This is a genomic window from Desulforhopalus singaporensis, assembly GCF_900104445.1.
GTDB classification, from domain to species: Bacteria; Desulfobacterota; Desulfobulbia; order Desulfobulbales; family Desulfocapsaceae; genus Desulforhopalus_A; species Desulforhopalus_A singaporensis.
In genome coordinates this window covers 1-21,803 of sequence record NZ_FNJI01000039.1, presented here as the reverse complement: position 1 = coordinate 21,803, position 21,803 = coordinate 1, and the positions used below count along the sequence as shown (strand labels likewise).

The 21,803-nt window shown below is 47.9% G+C and carries 16 protein-coding genes and 2 pseudogenes; 15 read left to right on the top strand and 3 right to left on the bottom strand.

Going from position 1 to position 21,803, the window contains the following annotated elements; all coding sequences use genetic code 11:
* Positions 1–374 precede the first annotated feature (374 nt).
* Together BLQ17_RS23295 and BLQ17_RS19060 are read right to left on the bottom strand one after the other, a co-directional pair.
* Positions 375–885: pseudogene (locus BLQ17_RS23295) on the bottom strand (IS481 family transposase); the annotation flags it as partial.
* 332 nt (positions 886–1,217) lie between these two features.
* The gene (locus BLQ17_RS19060) at positions 1,218–1,469 is read right to left on the bottom strand and encodes a hypothetical protein (protein WP_143005562.1); all 252 of its coding nucleotides are present in this window, start codon (positions 1,467–1,469) and stop codon (positions 1,218–1,220) included.
* Positions 1,470–1,883: 414 nt separating this feature from the next.
* Here BLQ17_RS19060 and BLQ17_RS23575 point away from each other — a divergent pair.
* Positions 1,884–2,684: pseudogene (locus BLQ17_RS23575) on the top strand (DUF523 and DUF1722 domain-containing protein).
* Entirely contained in the window at positions 2,677–4,137 is a 1,461-nt protein-coding gene (locus tag BLQ17_RS19050) for an SDR family oxidoreductase (RefSeq protein WP_092225749.1), read from the top strand. Before BLQ17_RS23575 ends, BLQ17_RS19050 begins: the two are co-directional and overlap by 8 nt.
* A 140-nt stretch (positions 4,138–4,277) precedes the next feature.
* Here the strand turns inward: BLQ17_RS19050 and BLQ17_RS22720 are convergent, their stop codons facing one another.
* The gene (locus BLQ17_RS22720) at positions 4,278–4,445 is read right to left on the bottom strand and encodes a hypothetical protein (protein ID WP_176761320.1); all 168 of its coding nucleotides are present in this window, start codon (positions 4,443–4,445) and stop codon (positions 4,278–4,280) included.
* A gap of 146 nt (positions 4,446–4,591) precedes the next feature.
* On the opposite strand from BLQ17_RS22720, the gene BLQ17_RS19045 reads away from it, so the two are divergent.
* The 13 genes from BLQ17_RS19045 to BLQ17_RS18985 all read left to right on the top strand — a co-directional run.
* Entirely contained in the window at positions 4,592–5,449 is an 858-nt protein-coding gene (locus BLQ17_RS19045; RefSeq protein ID WP_092225748.1) for a PAS and helix-turn-helix domain-containing protein, read from the top strand.
* A 1,024-nt stretch (positions 5,450–6,473) separates the two neighbouring features.
* Complete coding sequence (locus tag BLQ17_RS19040) at positions 6,474–7,460, top strand: IclR family transcriptional regulator domain-containing protein (RefSeq protein WP_092225747.1); 987 nt, start codon at positions 6,474–6,476, stop codon at positions 7,458–7,460.
* Between the two features lie 140 nt (positions 7,461–7,600).
* Positions 7,601–8,755 carry an acyl-CoA dehydrogenase family protein gene (locus tag BLQ17_RS19035; RefSeq protein WP_092225746.1) on the top strand — a complete coding sequence of 385 codons (1,155 nt, stop codon included), beginning with the start codon at positions 7,601–7,603 and terminating at the stop codon, positions 8,753–8,755.
* Complete coding sequence (locus BLQ17_RS19030) at positions 8,755–10,890, top strand: acetate--CoA ligase family protein (protein WP_092225745.1); 2,136 nt, start codon at positions 8,755–8,757, stop codon at positions 10,888–10,890. Before BLQ17_RS19035 ends, BLQ17_RS19030 begins: the two co-directional genes overlap by 1 nt.
* Positions 10,891–11,084: 194 nt before the next feature.
* Positions 11,085–12,044, top strand: coding sequence for a Bug family tripartite tricarboxylate transporter substrate binding protein (locus BLQ17_RS19025; protein ID WP_092225744.1), 960 nt, complete (start codon positions 11,085–11,087; stop codon positions 12,042–12,044).
* Between the two features lie 50 nt (positions 12,045–12,094).
* Positions 12,095–12,562 (top strand): tripartite tricarboxylate transporter TctB family protein, encoded by a 468-nt coding sequence (locus BLQ17_RS19020; RefSeq protein ID WP_176761319.1) that lies wholly within the window; start codon positions 12,095–12,097, stop codon positions 12,560–12,562.
* Between the two features lie 32 nt (positions 12,563–12,594).
* Complete coding sequence (locus BLQ17_RS19015) at positions 12,595–14,094, top strand: tripartite tricarboxylate transporter permease (protein WP_092225742.1); 1,500 nt, start codon at positions 12,595–12,597, stop codon at positions 14,092–14,094.
* Between the two features lie 86 nt (positions 14,095–14,180).
* A complete protein-coding gene (locus BLQ17_RS19010) occupies positions 14,181–15,173 on the top strand; it encodes an acrylyl-CoA reductase family protein (protein WP_092225741.1) in 993 nt (330 codons plus the stop codon).
* A 65-nt stretch (positions 15,174–15,238) separates the two neighbouring features.
* Complete coding sequence (locus BLQ17_RS19005; protein WP_092225740.1) at positions 15,239–16,009, top strand: enoyl-CoA hydratase-related protein; 771 nt, start codon at positions 15,239–15,241, stop codon at positions 16,007–16,009.
* A gap of 97 nt (positions 16,010–16,106) precedes the next feature.
* Positions 16,107–17,357 (top strand): thiolase family protein, encoded by a 1,251-nt coding sequence (locus tag BLQ17_RS19000; protein WP_092225739.1) that lies wholly within the window; start codon positions 16,107–16,109, stop codon positions 17,355–17,357.
* A 578-nt stretch (positions 17,358–17,935) separates the two neighbouring features.
* Positions 17,936–18,697, top strand: a complete 762-nt coding sequence (locus tag BLQ17_RS18995; protein ID WP_092225738.1) for an enoyl-CoA hydratase/isomerase family protein — start codon at positions 17,936–17,938, stop codon at positions 18,695–18,697.
* Positions 18,698–18,749: 52 nt separating this feature from the next.
* A complete protein-coding gene (locus tag BLQ17_RS18990; protein WP_092225737.1) occupies positions 18,750–20,765 on the top strand; it encodes an FAD-dependent oxidoreductase in 2,016 nt (671 codons plus the stop codon).
* Positions 20,766–21,590: 825 nt separating this feature from the next.
* A partial coding sequence (locus BLQ17_RS18985; RefSeq protein ID WP_143005560.1) for an SDR family NAD(P)-dependent oxidoreductase occupies positions 21,591–21,803 on the top strand: 213 nt, incomplete at its 3' end.

Below are 21,803 nucleotides of genomic sequence, written 5' to 3'. Positions count from 1 at the left end.
CAATACGACCTCCGGCTCCACTGTTTTTTAAGTTACGCCCCCTTGGTAAATTTTCCGTTCAGGGAGGTGTTGGCGACACAGCTCTAAACTATCTGAAAATGTATCCAGTGGTGTCCTTCTTTCACAATATTTTCCGTTCTTCTAGATTAAGCGTACTTCTCGGTATCGCCCAGTATTGTTGGTTTGAGGACGAGGCAAAGAAGGAAAATGTTCTGGTTTGGCAGCTTTTTTCGCTTCAAATATTTTCTCTCCTCCCTTCCCTCCCTTTGAAAAAGGGAAGGGAGAAAAAAATGCAAGATGAAGAGTCCTGCTCCTCGAAAAGTCGTGGCTGTTTAAAGAATTCATTGAATTCAGAGCCTCTATAAATCCAGCTCTCATATCAAAAGTACGCTTAATCCGGAAGAACCATATTTTCCCTGGTCAGTTCGGGTAGATTTTTTCTTTTCTAGAAAAATATCCAGATCTTCTTGGATTTCAAGCAAGGTTCGATACACTCTTTTCCAGAAAAAGAGTGTATCGAATTCGTCTAATATCGTTTGGTTAAAACGTTCTGTTATGCCATTTGTCTGGGGATCTGGCCTTGGTCTTCGTGTGTTCGATATCGTTAATAGCCAGATACAGCTGATAGTCGTGGCTTTCTGCCTTGCCGCAATTCCGTGTACCCTGTCAGTAGAAATGCGCAATAAAGGCAACTGGTGCATTTCAGAATGGCATTACTCTATCGTTAAGCAGATCGGCGGCTGTAATCGGAGTTTTGGTGGAGTAGAGCTTGGCAAAAGCAATCTTGCAATAGGTATCAACGAAGGTTTGGTGGTAGATTCTGCCGACACCCTTGATTGTGCCGACATCGAAAGTATCCTGAGAACCGAGATAGCCAGGGTATGCACCAGGGTATGCAGTCTCTCAGCTGAATTCATGGAAGTACAGTTCCCGGTCAGGTACATGAGCCGCAATTCGATGACAGCAGAACCAGGCATCAAAGGGGGACTACAGGGGCTTCCTCCCCCATCACATCTCGCCAACGTGCATGAGCAGAATTTATATAGGCGGCCGTATCAAACTTTCGGCGACAGCCGGCCGCGTTCCTATACCGTATCTTGCCGAAAACTCGCCGCTCTTTCCAGGCCCTGTCGTCCATCGAGAATTTTCTTTGCCCAGTACATCCGCAGGTATCCGTGGAGTTTTGCCCCCTGTACAAGATCCATCTGACAACTGTTTCATAGGGGCTCATGGGTACGGAACTCTTCAAGCTCCTGCAACGAGTAGACATATTCCCTCCTGTCACCCCGGTGCAGTTCCAGCGATTTGCGGGCCCATTCCGAAAACCCGGAAAAACTGTCGTAGCGGGGTTCATAAAGGCAGAAGTTCTCAGCGAGCTTGCGTCGAACAATGAGCTCTTCAAGGAATGCTTCCGTTGTTTCCGCATTCTCGCCGACCAAGGAGACCAACCGTATTGGCCACCCAAGCAAGAATTATTTCTCGTCTCCGCGTAGTTCGACAGTCCTTGTTCCACGAATATTTTGGCTGCAGCCTGGGCAGAAATTCCGCCGGGTTCCGGCCCCGGGCAGTGCAGATCAGCTGAGGGGAAACATGGAACCGGTTGGCTGAGGCGTGTCAGCATATCAAGGAGACACATGCCAATCTTAGATATGGTGTTCAACAGGGGGAGGTTCGGTCAGGTAGTCGTCGAGTAATATCTTGATCTTTGGCCGGATGGTATAGGTCGCATACTCTTTTTATCGGAAAGGGGCCAGGCGGGGACGATGTTATGGGCATCAACCTGGTAGAAAGCGTGGATTTGCTATTCTTCAATTACTCGTTAAAATTAAGTATAAACATTTAGTGGCGTTCATAAAGAACAACTCTTCCCGAGAGGTATGCCTATGCGTGATGGTGAAAAAATCATGATCGGTATCAATTCCTGCCTGCTTGGCAATCCGGTCCGTTATGACGGGGGGCACAAACACGACAAGTATATTACTAAAACTCTTGGAAAGTTTTTTGACTTTGTACCGGTCTGCCCAGAAGTAGAATGTGGTCTCGAGGTCCCAGAGAGTCGATGAAGTTGGTTGGAAACCCGGATGCACCCCGTCTTATCACCAATAAAAGCGGTAACGATCTTACCGAGCAAATGAACGCCTGGGCAGAATCACGGGTGGAGGAACTTGCCAGTGGAGGAGGAAGGACGCCAGCACGACATTATCTTGAGGAAAAATTTTATCGAGTCAGTCTTTGTTTATAAGAGGTGGAGAACGGTGGCGGATAATTTTACTCCAGCCCGGCTCGTGACCTTCCACACCGAGCATAAACTCCTTCTGCGTGCGCACAGTGAGAAGCACTACAGGATACTTGGCCGTATTACTGCAGGAGCGGGTACCCTTAATCCTGACGAATTCCTCTATGCATATCAGGAGAATTTAATGTCCTGCATGCGACTGAAACCGACTGTTCAAAAACATGTCAATGTCCTGATGCATATTATGGGGCACTTCAAAAAGCAGCTCTCTAAAGATGAGAAACAGGAACTCCTCGAAGTTATCGATAGTTTTAAGAACCAGCACATTCCGCTTATTGTCCCTATCGCGTTACTGAATCACTACGTGCGAAAGTACGATGAGTACTTGGCCAAGCAACATTACCTCAATCCACACCCAACAGAACTGAAATTACGAAATCATGCATGATGACCAGAAAAAGCAGACCGTGTTGATTACGGGGGCAACCGGGTATATCGGCAGGCGCCTGGTGCAACAGCTACGTTTACGTCCGGAGTACAATCTGCGACTCCTGGTTCGTAACCGGCACAAGGTGCAGGCGGCCCTTATCGAAAAGATGGATATCAGGGAAGGGTCGACATTTGACCTCGGCAGCCTTCACGATGCCCTCGACGGCGTCCACACGGCATTCTACCTTATCCATTCAATGGGCAGCAGCGATGATTATGCTGCCCGGGACCGCACCAGCGCGGAAAATTTCAGAGATGTCTGCATTGCCACCGGAGTGAAAAGGATTATCTACCTGGGGGGACTGGGAGTAAGAGGGGATGCGAGTGAGCACCTTTTGAGCAGGATAGAAACTGGTGAGATCCTCTCCGCCAAGCCGGGAGAGATCCAGACGATTTGGTTCCGGGCCGGCGTTATCATCGGGTCCGGCAGTGCGAGTTTTGAAATCATCCGCAATCTCTGCCAGAAGCTTCCAATCATGATCACCCCGCGCTGGGTCCGTACCAGGACACAACCGATAGGGGTTGACAATGTTCTCGACTATCTTGAGTCCTCTATCGCTCTCGACCATCAAGACGACCTCATTGTCGATATTGGCAGCGAAGACCTCAGCTTTCAGCAGATGATGGAACAGGCATCACAGGTGATGGGCCTGAAACGATATCTTTTTCCCGTACCGGTCCTTTCACCACACCTCTCATCGTACTGGCTGATCCTTTTTACGCCAATTCCTTACAAGCTCGCATCTGCACTGGTGGAAGGATTAAAGAGTGAGACAATAGTGCAAAATGACAACAGCATCCGCTTTTTTCCAGAAATCAAGCCATTTCCCTTCCGGGAAACCGTCCGGGCAGCAATGAGAGAGTTGGAACAGAACCAGGTCTTGAGCCGATGGTGCGACAGCAGTGCGCAGCAGGCATGTGATATCAGGGAGTTCGATACCCCTGAAGGGGCCATTCTTCGGGATATCCGCATCGTACCTTACCGCAACGGGGAGCAACCTGCTAATGTATTCCGCGCTGTCTGTGCGCTCGGTGGAGAAAACGGTTGGTTTCGTTATAACTTTCTCTGGAGAGTTCGGGGAACGATGGATAAAATTGTCGGCGGATACGGTCTCAACCGTGGAAGGAGGTCAGGCACGGAGCTGCGGATGGGAGATGCTCTGGACTTCTGGAAGGTCGTCGACCTGAAGCCGGGGAAAAGATTATTGCTTCACGCACAGATGAAAGTACCGGGGCAGGCATGGCTGGAGTTTGATGTGCAAGAAAACCAACTGGTTCAGACAGCCCATTTTCTTCCCAAGGGTATAATGGGCAGGTTCTACTGGTACTCGCTGGTACCACTCCACTATTTCGTTTTCAAAGATTTGGCAAAAGCCGTTGTCGACTCATCCCGCTATTTCCAAAACGAATAAACATGATCAATCTGGCTAACTACAAATAAGCCCTCCCTTTTAAAGGGAGGGCTATATCTTCCAGATGACTTCCGCGTCAAGTGCTACTGTTATTGGCTGTTGAATGTTGTTATACGATCTCAGATTCTCTGCCTGATTTGCTACCACCTTTCTGTACCGACAATCTGATTTACATTGGTGCAGCGTCTTTTCTCCTCTTCCGTCAGTTGCTCAAAGGATTTTTTCTTACCATTATCGGAAATGGTACAAACATATTCCCTGCCGTCTTTATCATTAACCCATGAGAGTAATTCGTATCCGCTTTTCATTTTAATACCTCTTTATTCGTGGTTACGGTTCAGCGATATTTCTATCGCTTCTCTTGCCGGATATTATAAGGAGAATTTCGGTTGACACAACAGGGTGAAAGCAATAGCTTTTTGGTAGATAAAACTACTATTGCTAGAGGTGAGCTATGTTTGAACCCGGTCTTTATCAGGTTATCGTCAACTCAATGTCGGCCCATGTGGCTATTCTTGATGACCAGGGTGTCATTATCGAAACAAATCTCGCATGGCAGGAATTTGCCCGTGATAACGGTATGGAGGAGCCTTGTGATTCAGTCGGTGGCAACTATCTCGAGGCATGCGAACTCCCGCCGGGGGTGACAACGGGAGAAAATGGCAACGTTGCAGAAGGCATCCGAAAAGTTCTTCGCGGAGAGTTGCAGGAGTTTCTCGATCACTATCCCTGCCATTCCCCCACCCAGAAACGATGGTTTGCGGTGAGGGTTGTCCCCTTTCGTGACAACGAAAAACGTCATGTAATCGTCACCCATGAAAATATAACGCCCATAATGGAAATCCAGGAGAAACTCGAGCGAAAAGAGGGTGAACTGCGTCATGAACGTGAACGGCTGGAAGAGACGAACGTTGCCCTCAGGGTGTTGTTGCGACAGCGGGAGCAGGACAAAACAAAGATTGAGGAAACCATATACGATAATGTCCACCGCCTCGTACTCCCATACCTTGAGCAATTAGTGCAAGGAAGGCTCTCGGATAAACAACGTACGCTGACAGAGGTTATAGACGCCAATCTTCGCGATATCATTTCCCCCTTCCTCCGCAGTCTCTCCTCCCTGAATATGCTGTTGACCCCTCAGGAGATCGAGGTTGCCCACTTCGTACGCAGTGGGAGAACAAGCAAAGAGATTGCAGAAGTTCTTGGCATATCGACCAGTGGTGTGGATTTTCACCGCAAAAAACTTCGGCAAAAACTCGGATTGACCAATAGTGCTAAAAATTTACGATCATACCTGCTCTCTTTGGAGTAATGCCAAGATCATTTCATAATTTTGATAGATTCTCCCTTCAAGTTTTCTGATATTTTTGCTGTAATTTCGTACTGGCAAAAAGCATGGATCAAGTTGTGACAGGCACAGGTTAGTCTTGGACACCTTCATCTGGCTGAAACCTGGTAATGTGTTGATTATTCCTGTGTATACGTAACAAAACCTGTTTTTTCTTATTATTCTATACTGTTACCATGGAAGTGTTTTCGCTGTTTTTTGCCCCCTGAGTCAAGTAATTTCCTGCTAAAAGAGTGATACCAGTTACCGGTTCTTAGAATGGGCCTTTCAAGTATGCTCGTCGGAGGAACCGGTAACTGGTTGAACGGGTCACCAGCCATCATCTGGTAAATACATTGTCTTTGCTTTTTTCATCATATTGTCCACTACTTTATAGTAGTCACGCCGGGCTTTGTTGTTAGAAAGACGACAGTATCGCTGGGTTGTTTTAATCCTCGTATGTCCAAGCAGGTCCTGGATAGTAACCAACGCTGCATCAGCGTTAAGCAGCTGTGTGTCAATCAGCGTTGAAAATTGACCCCCCAATCGGTGTCCACCAAGGTTGACCCCATTGGCTTAAATATCTTTTATGTTTCAAAGCTCTTAATCATCTAATATGAATAGCTTTTCAAAACAAAAGATATTCAGTCCTCCGTACCGCAAAGGGGGCAGTATTCAAAGTGGAAAATAGTCAATTTTCAACGCTGATTGAGGCTCCACAATATTTGGATATCTCGTTACTTTTTCAGTGAATGTTCGACTTCAAAAGGTGCTTTGTGCTAAAGGATTGCGGTCTGTCTTAGCAACAGAATTTTGACAAATATCTGTTAACGTTTTTTGCGCTTTCTTATTTTTTAAGGGGGTATGAGTAGTTACCATGTGCGTAGAGCAATTTATCAGAATGGTCATCGGTTTAACGATATGAGATAAAGAATACGATAATAGATAAAAACGTTGACGTCAAAAAAAATATCTTATATAGATAACTATAACGGAAAAGGAGAAAGTTATGTCTGAGTCAAACTATACATTGCAAACCCTCTCACGTGCTCTGGATGTTCTGGAGTTGATTGAAGCTTCTTCTGTCTCCATGACATTGACTGAGATTGCCGCCAAGATGAATGAGAAAATACCGGTTGTCTATAGGATCCTTCAAACACTTGAAATGCGAGGGTATTTACGCCGAGGAGGCCTTGACAAGCGGTACACTCATACAGGTCGTACAACGGGGACGGGATCAGTTAAAAGAGCAATCGATATTCTCCGTAAAGTGGCAGAATTTTCACCTCATTATTGTTCACCGGTTGAACTGAGCCAACAGTCCGGACTTGACGTGGATACGGTTACCGAGCTTCTCAGCCCTCTGGTCGAAAAGGGATTGGTTGAGCAGATCATGGATGGAAACCGTTTCCGGCTATCCTACTCAATGTTGGAGATCGTACGGTTCTTATTGCAAGATAGCGATTACACTGCGTATATCAGACCCCTCATGTATCGTTTGCGTGACAAGACGGGGGAAACCTTATGCCTTTTTCAAAGGTCAGGCAACCGGCAGGTGGCCGTTGCAGTGGTTCCCAGTTTACATCCTGTCAGGTACGTAATTGATATCGGCGCTTCTTTTCCATTACACCGAGGGGCTGCCGGAAAAGCGGCTCTTGCTACATTGTCTGAAAAAGAAATACACCGTCTTTTGCATGATAATAAGGGGAGAGATCAAATAGTCGACATTGAGCGACTTGAGGCTGACCTTGCGGCGATTAGAGATAAAGGATATGCCCTGTCTTCGGGAGAGCGATACGAAGGAACCACGGCGGTGGCAATCGCCCTCCATGGGTTGAATGATGAGCGAGGGCCTATACTGAGTCTGATGATGCCGACCAGCAGGGCTACTCCGGAAAAATTACATAAATATGGTGAGATAATGGTTGAAGAAGCCAAGGCCTTGGTTGCTTTGGTCGACAGGGGAGGTAATGGAAACCACGAAAACAACAAGTGAGAATGTCGCACGCTGTGATGTTTTACTGGAATTCTGAAAAAAAACACCTTGCAAATGAGGGAATGGGCAATGGTGATGGTGCCATGACGTTGTTTGGGAAAACGAGGTTCGGACAATAATAATTGTAAACGAGGTGAACAATGATACGTGATACCGAAAAATTTAATTCATTCATTGCAGATGTACGTACATGGGTACGTGAAGTAGCCATGCCTAACGAGAATTTGGTAGAGGAAAACGCCGAGATTCCTGAAGACATCGTTGCGGACATGCGCGAAAGAGGTTTTTACGGATGGAGTATCCCCGAGCAATATGGTGGCACGGGCTTGACTACGGAAGAGCTTGCCATGGCGGCGATGGAATTGTCTCAGTGTTCCGTTGTATTCCGTGCACGGGTTGGAACCAATACCGGTATTGGTTCAGAAGCATTGATTGCGGATGGAACGGAAGAGCAAAAAAACCTCTATCTGCCGAAACTTGCATCGGGTGACGTAACTGGTTGTTTTGCGTTTACCGAACCGGAAGCCGGATCCGATGCCATAGCTATGCGCACAACCGCGATTCGTGAAGGTTCAAGTTATATTTTAAATGGAACCAAATGCTTTATCACTAATGCGCCGATTGCCGGATTTTTCACAGTATTCGCTCGAACTGATGTTAACGATCCAACCTATCGAGGAATCACAGCATTTATTATCGAACGAGACACCCCGGGACTAAGCGTGGGTAAGCCCTACAAAATGATGGGACAATCCGGCTCGCCGGTATCGGAGGTCTATCTCAACGATTGTCGTGTTCATCGTGACAATATCGTCGGCGGCGTTGAAGGAATGGGATTTAAAACCGGCATGAAAGCTCTTAATAAGCAGCGTATTCACCTCAGTGCACTCTGTACCGGTCCTGCCATACGCATGCTGTCGGAAGCTGTAGGTCACGCTAAAGAGAGGGTGCAGTTTGGCCGCCCCATAGCGGACTTTCAGTTAGTTAAGGCGCTCATTGCCGATTGTCAGGCCGACATCCATGCCGCTCGCGCCCTGATATTGGAAACTGCTCGTAAACGCGACAACAATGAGAATATCAGGATGGAGGCATCGATATGCAAGTACGTTGCTTCGGAGATGTGTGGACGGGTCGCGGACCGTGCCGTGCAGATCTTTGGTGGGTCTGGTTATGTAGCCGATTACAGTCGTATTGAACGCTGGTATCGTGATGTCCGCTTGTTCCGTCTGTATGAAGGAACGAGCCAGATCCATCAGCTCAATATCGCCAGGCACACTCTCGAGGAGAAAAAGTAATGAACATAACCGCCAAACATTCATTGGATATGGGATCACTTTTTGCGCCGAGGTCTGTGGCTATCGTCGGAGCCTCGGCAAACCTTAATTCCATAGGCGGCCAGCCTATCAGTATTCTGCTCAAGCATGGTTTCAGCGGGCGAATTTATCCTGTAAATCCGAAATATAAAGAAATAGCCGGATTCAGCTGTTTTCCAGACATAGCTTCTTTGCCGGAAGTACCGGATGTTCTTGTCATCGCCGTGGCGGCTGGTATGGTGCCGGAGATTATCAGAGATGCGGGCAGAAAAGGGATTCTTTTTGCCATTATCTTCTCATCAGGTTTTGCCGAAATCGGAAAAAGTGGTCTGCAGGTCCAGGAAGGTCTATGTTCCCTTGCCAGAGAATTTGGCATGACGCTGATAGGACCTAATTGTCAGGGAATTATGAACATTTCCGACACAATACATATAGGCTTTGGTCCGCCGTATGCCTTGCGCTATAGGCCCGGTGATGTGAGTATGACTTCTCAGTCTGGTGCCTTTGGCAACTCCTTGCTGATGGGGATGGACGCTGAAGGTGTTGGGTTTCGACACTATATCTCCACGGGCAACGAGGCCGAGACTACCTCTCTGGATTGTTTCGAGTATTTCCTAGACGATCCGAAAACAAAAGTGATTTCGGGTTATGTAGAAGGATTTAAGGATGCGCGGCGGATGAGAGCCATTGGCCGGAAAGCTCTTCAGCAGAACAAACCCCTGGTCTTATGGAAAGTAGGCAACACTGAAGCCGGAGCGAATGCTGCCGCTTCGCATACAGCTAATTTGGCTGGAAATTCGGCCTATTACCAGACAGCGTTTCGGCAATTCGGAATTATAGGTGTCAATGATGTCGGCGATATGGCCGATTGCGTGCGAGCCTTTGCCACGGGTCGGCGTGCTCAAGGAAGAGGCGTCGCGGTTATGAGTATTTCCGGAGGCGCCGGCATAGCCTTGGCTGATCGATCAATTGAACTCGGTCTTGAGCTTACCGAGTTCAGTAGTGAGACGCTCGCCCAACTCCGTGCCCTGTTGCCAGCTTTTGCAAGTTTTGCCAATCCCCTAGATGTTACGGCGAGTGTGTTGAATTCGCCGGAAAATTTCGGAGCTGTTTTACAGGTTATCGCCGACAACCCCAAAATCGACATGTTGGCGATCGGATTGGCGGCTCTTTCCGGTGATGTTGGAATAATGGCAGCCCGTGAAATAGCCGCATTGGCATCCAAACGAGATATTCCCATACTCGTGGCTTGGAACGCGGTACCGGATACCGCTCAAAAGGCATATCCCATTCTGGAGGAAGCCGGAGTACCAGTCTATTGCACGCCGGTTCGTTGTGCCCGAGGCCTTGGCGCCCTTTGGGAATTTGCCCAGGCTGTAAAAAAATCCACAATCGAACAGCCCCACTCCACTGTTGTTTCGAAGCCGCAATCTGGGACGGTTACCTCGGCTTCAGCAGGCGGTGCCCTCAATGAGTTCGATTCTAAGCAGCTGTTAAGCAGATACGGTATCCCTATAACAAAGGAAAAGGTGGCAAACAGCACTGAGGAAGCCATCGACATTGCCTACACAATAGGCTTTCCCGTTGTGATGAAAATTTTGTCTGCGGACATACCGCATAAATCCGATTCAGGAGGAGTACGTATTGGCCTGAAAGATGAAGAGTCAATAAGAACCGCGTATAAGGAACTGGTGGATCTGCCGAAAAAGCTGGGGGTAGAACAACCGGCGGACGGAGTATTGGTGCAAGAGATGGTTCCTGGAGGTGTGGAAGTCATCTTAGGTACTGTAAATGATTCAAATTTTGGACCACTTATAATGTTCGGCGCCGGTGGAATCTACGCCGAAGTGTTTAAGGACATTGCCTTTCGTTTAGCTCCTTTGACCCATCAAAACGCAGAAGAATTGCTGGCGGAAACAAAAATCGCAAAAGTGTTATCAGGTGTTCGCGGCAAACAGGAGGCGGACAAAGGGGCACTGATAGACTGCATTCTTCAACTTTCACAATTGGCCGTTGATTTGGAAAGTAGTGTTGGGGAAATAGATATCAATCCTTTGATTGTCCTTCCGAAAGGACAGGGTGTAAGGGTTGTCGATGCCTTGGTCAGGCTAAAATAGACTTCTCCATAATTGCCAACAGCATGTCAGTGTAGTTAAAAAATAATTCACGATAAGAAGATACCTATCTTTTCGAGGAAGTTTCCAAGACGCATTTGAGAAGGTTTCGAAAAAGAAGAGATACATCTTAGGGGGTAAGGCGACAAAAAAAATACCAATTCGTTAAAATCTTATTCAGAAAAGGAGGAAATTCCATGACAAAAAAAATCAGTCAAATATCAGCTAAATTTTTTATTACGCTAGTCTTGATTTTTCTTAGTGGTAGCGCGATTGCCGGTGATTTCCCATCCAAACCAATCACGGTAATTGTCCCCTTCCCTGCGGGCGGTAGCACCGATATAATGGCTCGTTCTATTTCGGTTGAGTTGACGGATTATTTTGGTAAAAACGTGGTTGTCAGCAATACCGGTGGTGGTGCTGGAACAGTTGGACTTGCATCCATAGCGCGAATTCGAAAAGATGGGTATACCATTGGTATTGTACCTGCCGCACCGCTGGTTAATCAGCCTCACATGCGTAAAACGCCATATGATCACAATTCTTTTGATTATATATGCCAAGTGTTTAGCAGTGCATATGGATTGGCAGTGAAACCAAACTCTCCCTTCTCTACGTTAAATGGATTGGTTGATTATGCCAAAGTCCATCCGAATGAACTGACATACGGAAGTCCAGGTCCAGGTTCACTCCCTCATTTAGCCATGGAACAATTTTTGGAAAAATTCGATCTCAAAATCAAGCATGTACCATTTACCGGAGACGGCCCAGGTGTCACTGCATTGCTTGGTAATCACGTTGACATGTACCTCATGCCCACGTCGGTTGTTGTCGAGAAAGAAGTCAAAGCGGTTGCCGTGTTTAGTGAAGATCGTGTGGATTCATTGCCGGATTTACCCACTGCAAAGGAACAGGGCTACGATATAACCGCATCCTGGTGGGGAGGAATCATTGGTCCTAAAGGAATTCCTGAAAAAGTAAAAGAACGTCTTAGTGCTGCTTGTGTAGAAGCGTCAAAGTCAAAACGACTTAAAAACGCTCTGAACAAGCTTGGAAGTGAGATGCAATACCTCGATCCAGTTAATTTCAAGGCACAGGTTGAAAGCGTTTCCGAGACGAATGGTCGTTTGATCAAAAAGTTGCTTTTAACAAAGTAGGTAGATTTAAAAAGTTTGCCTGTAATCCCGATTTAAGAATGGAGAAATCAATGAAAACCGGCACGTTAGACAAAATCTATGGAGCTATTTTCATGGCCGCTGCAGGGTTTCTTTACTTGGTGAGTTTCGAATACCGGGTGGCTGGACGAGCAATTTCTCAAAATCCGGTGTGGTATCCGCGGATCCTTCTTGTCCTAATGATGGGGGCAGCGATCATTTTATTCATACGGGGTATGGTAAAGAGTTCTGCTGATAGTATTCCAGCAATTGATAGCAGAGTTCTGAGTGGGGCGATGATTGCTACGGGTATTTATTTGATATTGTTTCAGAACATTGGCTTTATTTGGGCTACATTGTTGTTGATTCCAAGCATGAGTTGTTTTCTTGGCGCTCGAAGACCATGGGTAATTGTCTCCGTGACCGTCGGTTTCACTCTGTTGGTGTGGTATGGATTTAATGATTTACTCAATGTTCAGCCGCCAGGAATTGCATTACCATCGCTACGATCAATGTTTTAAAATATCAATCTACCAAAGAAGGTACTCTTGTGATGAATGAACTGTTTATTGCTGTAAACATGGTATTGGAGAGTGCTTCATTAATAGCGATTACTGTAGGGGTTTTTGCGGGTATAATAATTGGAGCATTGCCTGGCTTGGGGTCTATCTTAGGTATTACGATGGCTCTTCCTTTAACGTTTGTTTTACCTAAAGAAGCCAGCATTGCTCTGTTGCTTGCATTGTATTGTGGTTCGGTTTATGGCGGGTCAATTGCTGCCATATTGATAAACACTCCGGGCACACCTCAATCCGCTGCAACATTGTTTGACGGACATCCTATGGCAAAAAAAGGGCGCGCTGATCTAGCTCTTGGCTGGGCTACAACGGCATCTTTTGCTGGAGGGGTCATCTCAACGATCATCTTGGCTGCAGCTGCACCCCTTCTTGCCAGTTTCGGGTTGCGATTCGGACCGGTTGAATATTTTGCTCTTGGATTGTTTGCCCTAACCTGCATCGTCAGTGTCGCTCGAGAAAATATCATCAAAGGGGTCCTCGCAGGATTGTTTGGGCTTTTTGCCGCTGTTGTTGGCCAGGATCCGTTGACCGGTGATATCCGTTTTGATTTTAATTCCTTTGAGCTTTCAGCTGGTATAGGACTTGTACCTTTTCTTGTTGGATTGTTTGCCTTGTCAGAAGTGTTTTGGAGACTATCGGAAAAACACTCTGGACAGAACATTGTCATTAGAGCGGGGTTCAAAATCCCATCTTTTTCTGAACTGCGACAGCGCTTCAGTGTTATGATTAAGTCAACTTTGATCGGTACCTGGGTTGGGGCATTACCTGGTATAGGAGCCACAGCAGCCTCGATGGTGAGCTATGCTGAAGCCAAGCGCAGCTCTCCTAATTCTTCCAGATTTGGAACTGGAGAACCAGATGGTATTATTGCTTCTGAATCGGCAAACAATGCTGTCACTGGCGGTGCCTTAGTACCAACCTTGTCACTTGGTATTCCAGGGGATCCCATCACGGCTGTTATGCTTGGTGCACTGGTAATTCAAGGGGTAACACCGGGACCTCGTTTATTTACGGAACGACCGGATATCGTATATTTTATTTTTCTGACATTGTTCGCGGCAAATTTTGCGATGTTTATATTTGGTGCACTGCTGGCGCCGATTTTCTCACGAATCCTGCGAATACCGGAACAGTTGCTCATGCCTTGCATTATCGTTCTGGTTGCTCTTGGCATATACAGTATCAATGTTGATCCGTTTGATCTCCTGGTGGTTTTTGTTTCGGGAATAGTGGGTTTTGTTCTTCGCTATAATGGATTTCCGCTTGCCCCGGTTGTGATCGGGTTTGTCTTGAGCCCTTTGATAGAGCAAAGTTTGCGGCAGGGATTAATTCTTACAGATGAAAGTTTTCTGCAATTTTTTACTCACCCCATTGCGCTGGTACTTTTTATTGCGACAGCGTTATTCTTGGTATGGCCTGCTGTACGAAAATATGTCAAACGGAAGCGCTCAGCTAAGATCCTCGAGATTGTATGAATATCACGAAAAATGACGGCATGGAGCAAGGAAAAATAGTGAAACTGGTCGGAACTAACTACTGACAAATAGGAATGGATCTAATCATGAAGAAATTCAGTGCGTTCAGAATTAAAGAAAATGAAGGAAAGGGTTCTGGCGAAATAGTCGAGTGTGCCATAGACGAGCTGGATGCTGGTGACGTTGTTATTAAGACGGCCTATGCGGGAGTGAATTACAAGGACGCCTTAGCCGGTTTAGGTATGGCAAAGATCATAGAGCGGTACCCCTGCATCGGAGGGATCGAAGCGGTAGGTGTTGTTGTGGAAAGCAAAAGCGCTGCCTTCAAAGAGGGTGATAAGGTCATTGTTCATGGTCGCGGCATAGGGGTAAAACATGATGGCGGGTTTTCTGAATATGTTCGTGTGCCGGCTGAATGGGTTATACCTTTGCCACGTAATCTTGAAATGCTGGAGGCGGCCACACTGGGGGTAGCCGGTCATACCGCTGCTGTTTCGATTAACGAGATGGAACGAAACGGGCTGAAACCGGAAAACGGACCGATAGCGGTAACGGGGGCAACAGGCGGTGCGGCAAGCCTGTCAATCGATATGCTTTCAGGACTAGGTTACGAAGTGGTGGCTGTAACCCGAAAAAAACAGCTGCATGATTATTTGAACAAACTTGGTGCCAGGAGGATAATTGCTACGCCGGAAGATGTTGCGGTCACGAGACATCTAGAAAAGGGTGAGTGGGCTGGGGCAATTGATACAACAGGAGGCCATGTATTGGCTTGGTTGCTGCGGACTACCGCTCCTGATGGGGTCATAGCCAGCTTCGGCAACACTGCGGGAATAGAACTTCAAACGACCGTTTTCCCCTTCATTCTGCGAGGGGTTCGGTTGCTCGGCATTAACTCCAACACGGAAATACCGTTTCGAAAGCTCATCTGGGAGCGGATGGCAACGGATCTCAAACCTCGCCATATAAAAGATATCGTAAAGCTTATTACGTTTGGTGATTTGCCCGAATTTATGCGAGGCATGCTAAAAGGGGAAACTCAGGGAAGATATGTCGTTGCATTCGATGAATCTTTATAAGTTTCAAGTGGTTATGGAAATAGATAACGATTAGCTTACTTTGTTGTTACAAGGATGAATGAAATATGAGCACAATCATTACAGAGTTTCCAGTCAGTGGCGTGACTCTTATCCGCATTAATCGACCTGAGGTCAGGAACGCCCTTAACCTGGAGGTCCGGCGTGAACTTGCAGAGTTGTTCGATAAAATGACTAACGACGCCGATGTGCGATGTGTCGTTTTGACAGGGAACGAAAAGGCGTTTGCAGCCGGCGCTGATATTGCGGAGATGATGGATGCTGGAACGATCGAAATGATGTCCAGGGGAATACACAAGCTCCTTAAACCGATAGCTGAATTTTCCAAGCCTTTGATAGCAGCCGTCAACGGATATGCGCTGGGTGGTGGCTGTGAGTTGGCCATGCACGCGGATATCATCATCGCTGGCGAAAATGCGCAATTTGGTCTGCCGGAGGTGAGGTTGGGTGTAATGCCGGGGGGGGGAGGAACCCAGAGGCTGATAAGGGCGGTCGGCAAATTCAAGGCGATGAAAATGCTGCTGACCGGTGACTTCGTGTCGGCCCGGGAAGCAAACACCATGGGGCTGGTGAGCGAAGTTGTTCCCGATGCAGATGTTGAAGGCAGGGCGATAGAAATGGCATCTCAGATTGCGTCATATGCTACGCTGGGGCTCGCTCAAATAAAAGAAGTCATCACTGCGGGGCAGGATCTTTCGCTCGAGAGTGCGCTTATGCTGGAACGTAAAGCGCTGCAACTGTTATTTGCTTCGCAAGATAAAAAAGAGGGCATGCGAGCTTTTCTGGAAAAACGAAAACCTGTATTTCAAGGCAAATGAATAGAGAGGCACCGGCTGGTTTATTTCACGGCTTGCGCTATCTACGGTGTACCGGGTACAGCCTGGTCGCAGAAAATAATTTTCATCGGAAAGGACCATGAAAGATGTAGTTATTATTTCAGCGTGTCGGACGGCTATCGGAACCTTCGGTGGCAGTCTGAAAGACGTGCAAGCGGCTGATTTGGCTGCTGTCACCATGAAGGAGGCTGTTAGTCGGTCCGGGATAGATCCCACCATGATAGATGATGTTCGATATGGCTGCTGCATCGAACCGGCCGATAGCCTCAATACGGCCAGAGTGGCGGCTCTTATGGCTAATATCCCGGATGCAGTCCCTGCGGTGACCATCAACAGGGTGTGTATTTCTGGTATGGAAGCAGCTTTGTCCGGCATGGCGATGATTCAAGCTGGCATGGCTGACGTGATCCTTGCCGGCGGGGTAGAGCACATGTCCGGGGTGGCCTATCAGGTGCCCCACGCACGGTGGGGATGCCGATTGCAGGATCAGGTCTTCGTCGATGCATTAATGCGATCGCTGCATTGCGGTTCGCATCTGATCCCCCACCCAGAAGACGGACCGGTTGACAGTGCAACACTACCCCTGAGAATGTTTGCCGGACAGCCTTATTCCATGGGGCATACGGCTGAATTTATTGCTCAACATTTTGGCATTGGGCGCGAAGAAATGGATGAGGTCGCTATGCGCAGCCACAATAATGCCGAACGGGCGACAGCAACCGGGGCATTCAAGGAAGAGATCGTTACGGTTCATGTCCCCCGGCGAAAAAGAAGTCCTCTGCTCTTCGACAAAGACGAACACTTCAGGACGGGAATGGTTATGGACGATCTAGCCAAGTTACCCCCTGCATTCGTGCCGGAACTTGGTAAGGTCACCGCCGGCAATGCCAGTGGCATCAATGATGGTTCCGCCGGCATGATTCTCATGTCCGCAGAAATGGCCGATGAGTTTGGAGTGCAGCCGCTGGCGAGAATTAGAGCGGTTGGCAAGGGTGGATGCCATCCTTCTGTGATGGGGCTTTCCCCAGTACCTGCGGTGCATGATCTCATGGGAAAAAGCGGTTTGAAGATTGCCGATTTTGACTTGGTCGAGGTTAATGAGGCTTTTGCTGCACAGTATATAGCCTGTGAAAGAGAACTCGGACTTAATCGGGAAAAGACCAATGTGAACGGTTCAGGCATTGGCCTCGGCCATCCCATCGGCGCAACAGGAGCAAGATTGATGGTGACCCTGATTCATGCTTTGCGTCGACAAGGTAAAAGTCTCGGCCTTGCCACCCTGTGCGGCGGTGGTGGAGTGTCCATGGCATGTGCCATTGAAATCCCCTAAGACAAGCCGCACAATACACGATTGATGATGTTTGTTGTACCGGTCAACCAGAAAAGCAAAGAGGTATGTGGAAGACACGAGTGACCGAAATCCTGGGGATGGGATAACCGATTATTGATGGAGCAATACCAATGATTGAGTAAGGGAAATTTTGTTTCAGCCATATGGAATGCGAGCATTCAGCAATCGTACGGTCAGGGAATTTCTTGAATCAGAGGAAGTCGGTATCCCGCTTGGAGAGATATTGCCAAAATTCAAGGGTGAGTGTGGTTTGGCGGCGTATCAAAAGGGTGATCTTGGATGGTGGTGCAGTGGTACTGCCGACAGTCAGTCGGCCTGCTAAAAATGATCGAGCCAGTGCGGGACCATTTAGGAGGGATTATGCCCGAAGTGGAGATCATAAGGCAAACGCGTTACACAAACAATAACTGTTTGGGATTTATGCTGGCAATTCGACTGTGTCCGACAAAAGAATGAACTAAAGCTTATTCGTTAAGAGGGAAGATTATTGGTATGCGACAAACGATATCGTTCAGGTACTAACCATAACTAACCATACATTCGGAGAGGTTTAAGCAATGCAGGCTAAATATTTAAAGCTGGATATAACATCCAATGTGGCAACTGTTACCCTTTATCGCCCTGACAAGGCTAACAGCCTTTCCCCCGAAGTGTTGGTGGAAATCGAGAGCCTGTTCGGCGAACTGAGCAACCGCGACGATGTTCACGTCATCGTGTTAACGGGTGGGGAACGATATTTTAGTGCTGGCTTCGACCTGGACGAGATCCGCAAGCTTGAAAAAGTATCCAATGAGAACTACACCGCACTTTTCCACCGAACCTACCGGTCAATTATGTTCTGTAGTCAGCCTGTCATTTGTGCCGTAGGCGGTGCGGCCATTGCCGGCGGCTTTGATCTGACCATGATGTGCGATATCCGTTATGCTTCCGAGCGGGCCAAATTTGGGCAACGGGAGATCGCCCTTTCGCTCACCCCCATCATGGACCCTCTGTGGCGAATTATAGGTCTGGGACGAGCAAAGGAGGTAGCGTTGACCGGTCGTATTTACGATGCGCGCGAGGCCGAAATCATGGGCTACGTCAGCAAGGTGTTTCCGGAAGGTGAGCTTCTCTCGTCGGTTAACAAAATCGCTTGTGAAATGGCTCGATTCGATCGAGGTTGCCTGAAGGAAAGCAAGCAACTGGCGAATATGATTCTCGACCAGGGGCTCGATGAAGCGATGCGCATGCAGGAGTGGCTTTTCAGGACTTATATCGGCTCTGATGACAACCACCGGCGTATTGATGATCTGAGAGCCCTGATGAGTAAGCGGAGCTGAAAATACTCAATGGCTATAAATGCCAATCATCTATTCTGTTTCAGGAGGAAAAATGGGAGACCTTCTCTTCGAACCTGTTAACATTAATGTCCTTGAAATCAAAAACCGTATCAATATGCCGGCTATGCACATGAATATGTGTGATGATTATCAGGTTACTGACCGTCTGTTGGAGTTCTATGGTGAGCGCGCACGGGGCGGGGTCGGGATGATTACCGTCGGACAGGCAACAGTCGACGAATTCTCGGGCGGCGGCCCCCTCTGCCTTGGTGCCCACCGGGATGAGTTTATTCCCGGCCTCAGTCGCTTGGCGGATGTCATAAAGGAAAACGGGGCCCGTGCCTTTGTTCAACTCAACCATGGGGGTCGGTATGCCATGTCCCGCCATATCGGCAACCGGCAAGCGGTGGCGCCGTCGTCGGTTACCTCTCGCTTAACCCGTGAATTGCCGCGAGAGTTGACTGCAGACGAGATCTGCCAGATTATCAGCCGGTTTGCTCAAGCTGCTTTTCGGGTAAAGACGGCAGGGTTCGACGGTGTGGAGGTGCTGTGCGGTACTGGGTATCTTGTCAGCGAATTTTTCTCGCCGCTGACGAACTTGCGGTCTGATGAGTATGGCGGTAGCCTAGTGAACAGGATGCGTTTCGGCGTTGATGTGATCAAAGCAATTCGTCAGGCGGTAGGGAAGGATTTTCCCATAGTGGTACGGATGAATGGAAACGACTTCATGCCGGATGGAAACAGTAAAGAGGATTTTCGAGAGTTTGCAAAAGCTCTTGTCGCGGAAAGCGTGGATGCCCTTAATATTAACGTTGGTTGGCACGAAACCAGAGTCCCTGTCATTGTTAGCGCAGTTCCTCGTGGGATATTTGGTTATTTATCTCAGGGGATGAAGGAAGTCGTTGATGTGCCGGTTATGGTCGGTCATCGAATCAATGATCCGCAAACCGCTCGAAACCTGATCAGTGAAAAGATGTGCGACATGGTGTGTATGGGAAGATCGCTGATTGCCGACCCGAATTTACCGAGAAAGGTGAAAGAGGCTCGGGAAAAAGAGATAATACACTGTATTGCGTGTGGGCAGGGCTGTTTTGATAATTTGTTTAAAGAAAAAGCTATCCAGTGCATTTGCAATCCAAAGGTAGGCCATGAGAAAAAATACCGGCAGCAATTGGCTGCGGTTCCCAGGAAGGTCTTGGTCGTGGGAGGGGGGGCTGCAGGTTTGAGTGCCGCATTGGCGGCTGCCGAATGTGGTCATAAGGTAACCCTATACGAGAAAAGTACACGTCTTGGAGGACAGCTTTATCTGGCAGGCGCGCCGCCGGGCAGAGACGAATTTATCAAATTGGCAAATGATCTGGCCAACAATGTTATCGCACGTGGTATTCAATTGAAGACAGGCACGAAGGTGGACGTGCGGATCATTGAGATGGAGACTCCCGATGAGGTGATTCTGGCCACCGGTGCGGTTCCCCTGACACCACCAATTGCCGGGGTGACCCTGCCGAATGTCGTACAGGCCTGGGATGTCCTGCTGAACAAGGTGTCTGTCGGCAAGCGGGTGGTGGTGATAGGCGGCGGGGCCGTGGGGGTCGAAACGGCGTTGTTTGTCGCCGAGCAGGGGACTCTGTCAGGGGATGCTTTGAAATTCCTTTTTACCAATCAGGCGGAAGACCCTGATGTCCTTTATAAGCTGGCCACCCGGGGAACCAAGGAAATTGTTCTTATCGAAATGCTTCCCGCAATTGGAAAAGATATAGGGATGAGTACGCGGTGGACCATGATGCAAGATATCTCACGGGCAGGTGTATCTATGCTTAAGGATACCAAGGCCCTTGAGATAACGTCAACCGGCGTAAAGATAGAAAGTGACGGACAGGTAACCGAGCTTCCAGCCGACACTGTAGTGCTTGCCGGTGGCGCCAAACCTTATAATCCCTTGCAGGAAATACTCGAGCAGAGGGCGATCCCTTATCAAGTCGTGGGTGACGCTTTCAAGATTGGATTGGTGTCCGACGCCGTCCATCAGGGGTTTGCCTGCGGAAAAAGGATATCCGTAGCCGAATGAGCAGGAAGGAAACACAAAGGGAGCGTATTGATTGTTCGGAACACTGTTCCTTTTTATATGCTGGTTTGGTTTTCTCCCATGGATAACGGCAAATAATGCATGAGAGTGCTAGGGAAAATGGACTCATGAAGCAATCGTCCAGCGAGCTTCGCCTGATCCGGGGGAGCCGCTGGTTGTCTTGAGAAAATATTGAGCTGATTAGGTTGTTGCAAAATATTTCACCGTAGCGTTGGTGGTTCCGTCAAATTCGTTCTGAAGTACCAATAGCTGTAACGCTTACCTGTTGTTAGGTTGGCTCTGCAGGGGGGATTGCGGCGAACTAACAGACAAACAACTTCTTAACATCCTGAAAGTATTGTGCGACGTGGCGGATGATTTCCTGGAAAATAGCAGGAAGTAAGATCGGCACGAGGCAGAAAGATTCATGGACACCCTCCAATTGACTTCACTTATCCGAGATGTCTACTGCTTTTATAGCAGGATCAGGTTAGCAGTTTTTCCACTTAACGGCTTGTTTAAATTTTTGGGACCACTTCTGTTTTGGACGCTGAATGACAGTTATGCTATACTAGCATAGAAAATCCCTGCCAGTATTGACTTTAAAACAGAAACAGCAATCGATACATGTCCAGTGCGTTCCTAAATGGGACACATGTTCCATATCGAAACACACTTGCCGGAACAGTCACCATGTTTAGCTGGAGCTAAACGATCTCTATAATATCCATATTTTCATCGTCTTATACAGTTAATTGTCTGTTTGTCTTAAGTGTGGAACACCCTTTGCAATATTCTCATCATCAATCATAAGTCAGAGGAAAATTTATGGACAATTATCTTGAAAAAACATTCTCTATTGCTGGAAAGGTTGCTCTTGTTACCGGTGGTGCAAGGGGAATAGGCTATGGAATCGCATCAGCACTTGCGGGTGCAGGGGCTGACCTCATGTTGGCTGCCAGAACAGAGTCCCAGCTTGTCACGGCACAGCAACAATTGGTGGCAGACAGTAGGAGAAGAGTGGAGACTATGGTGGCAGAT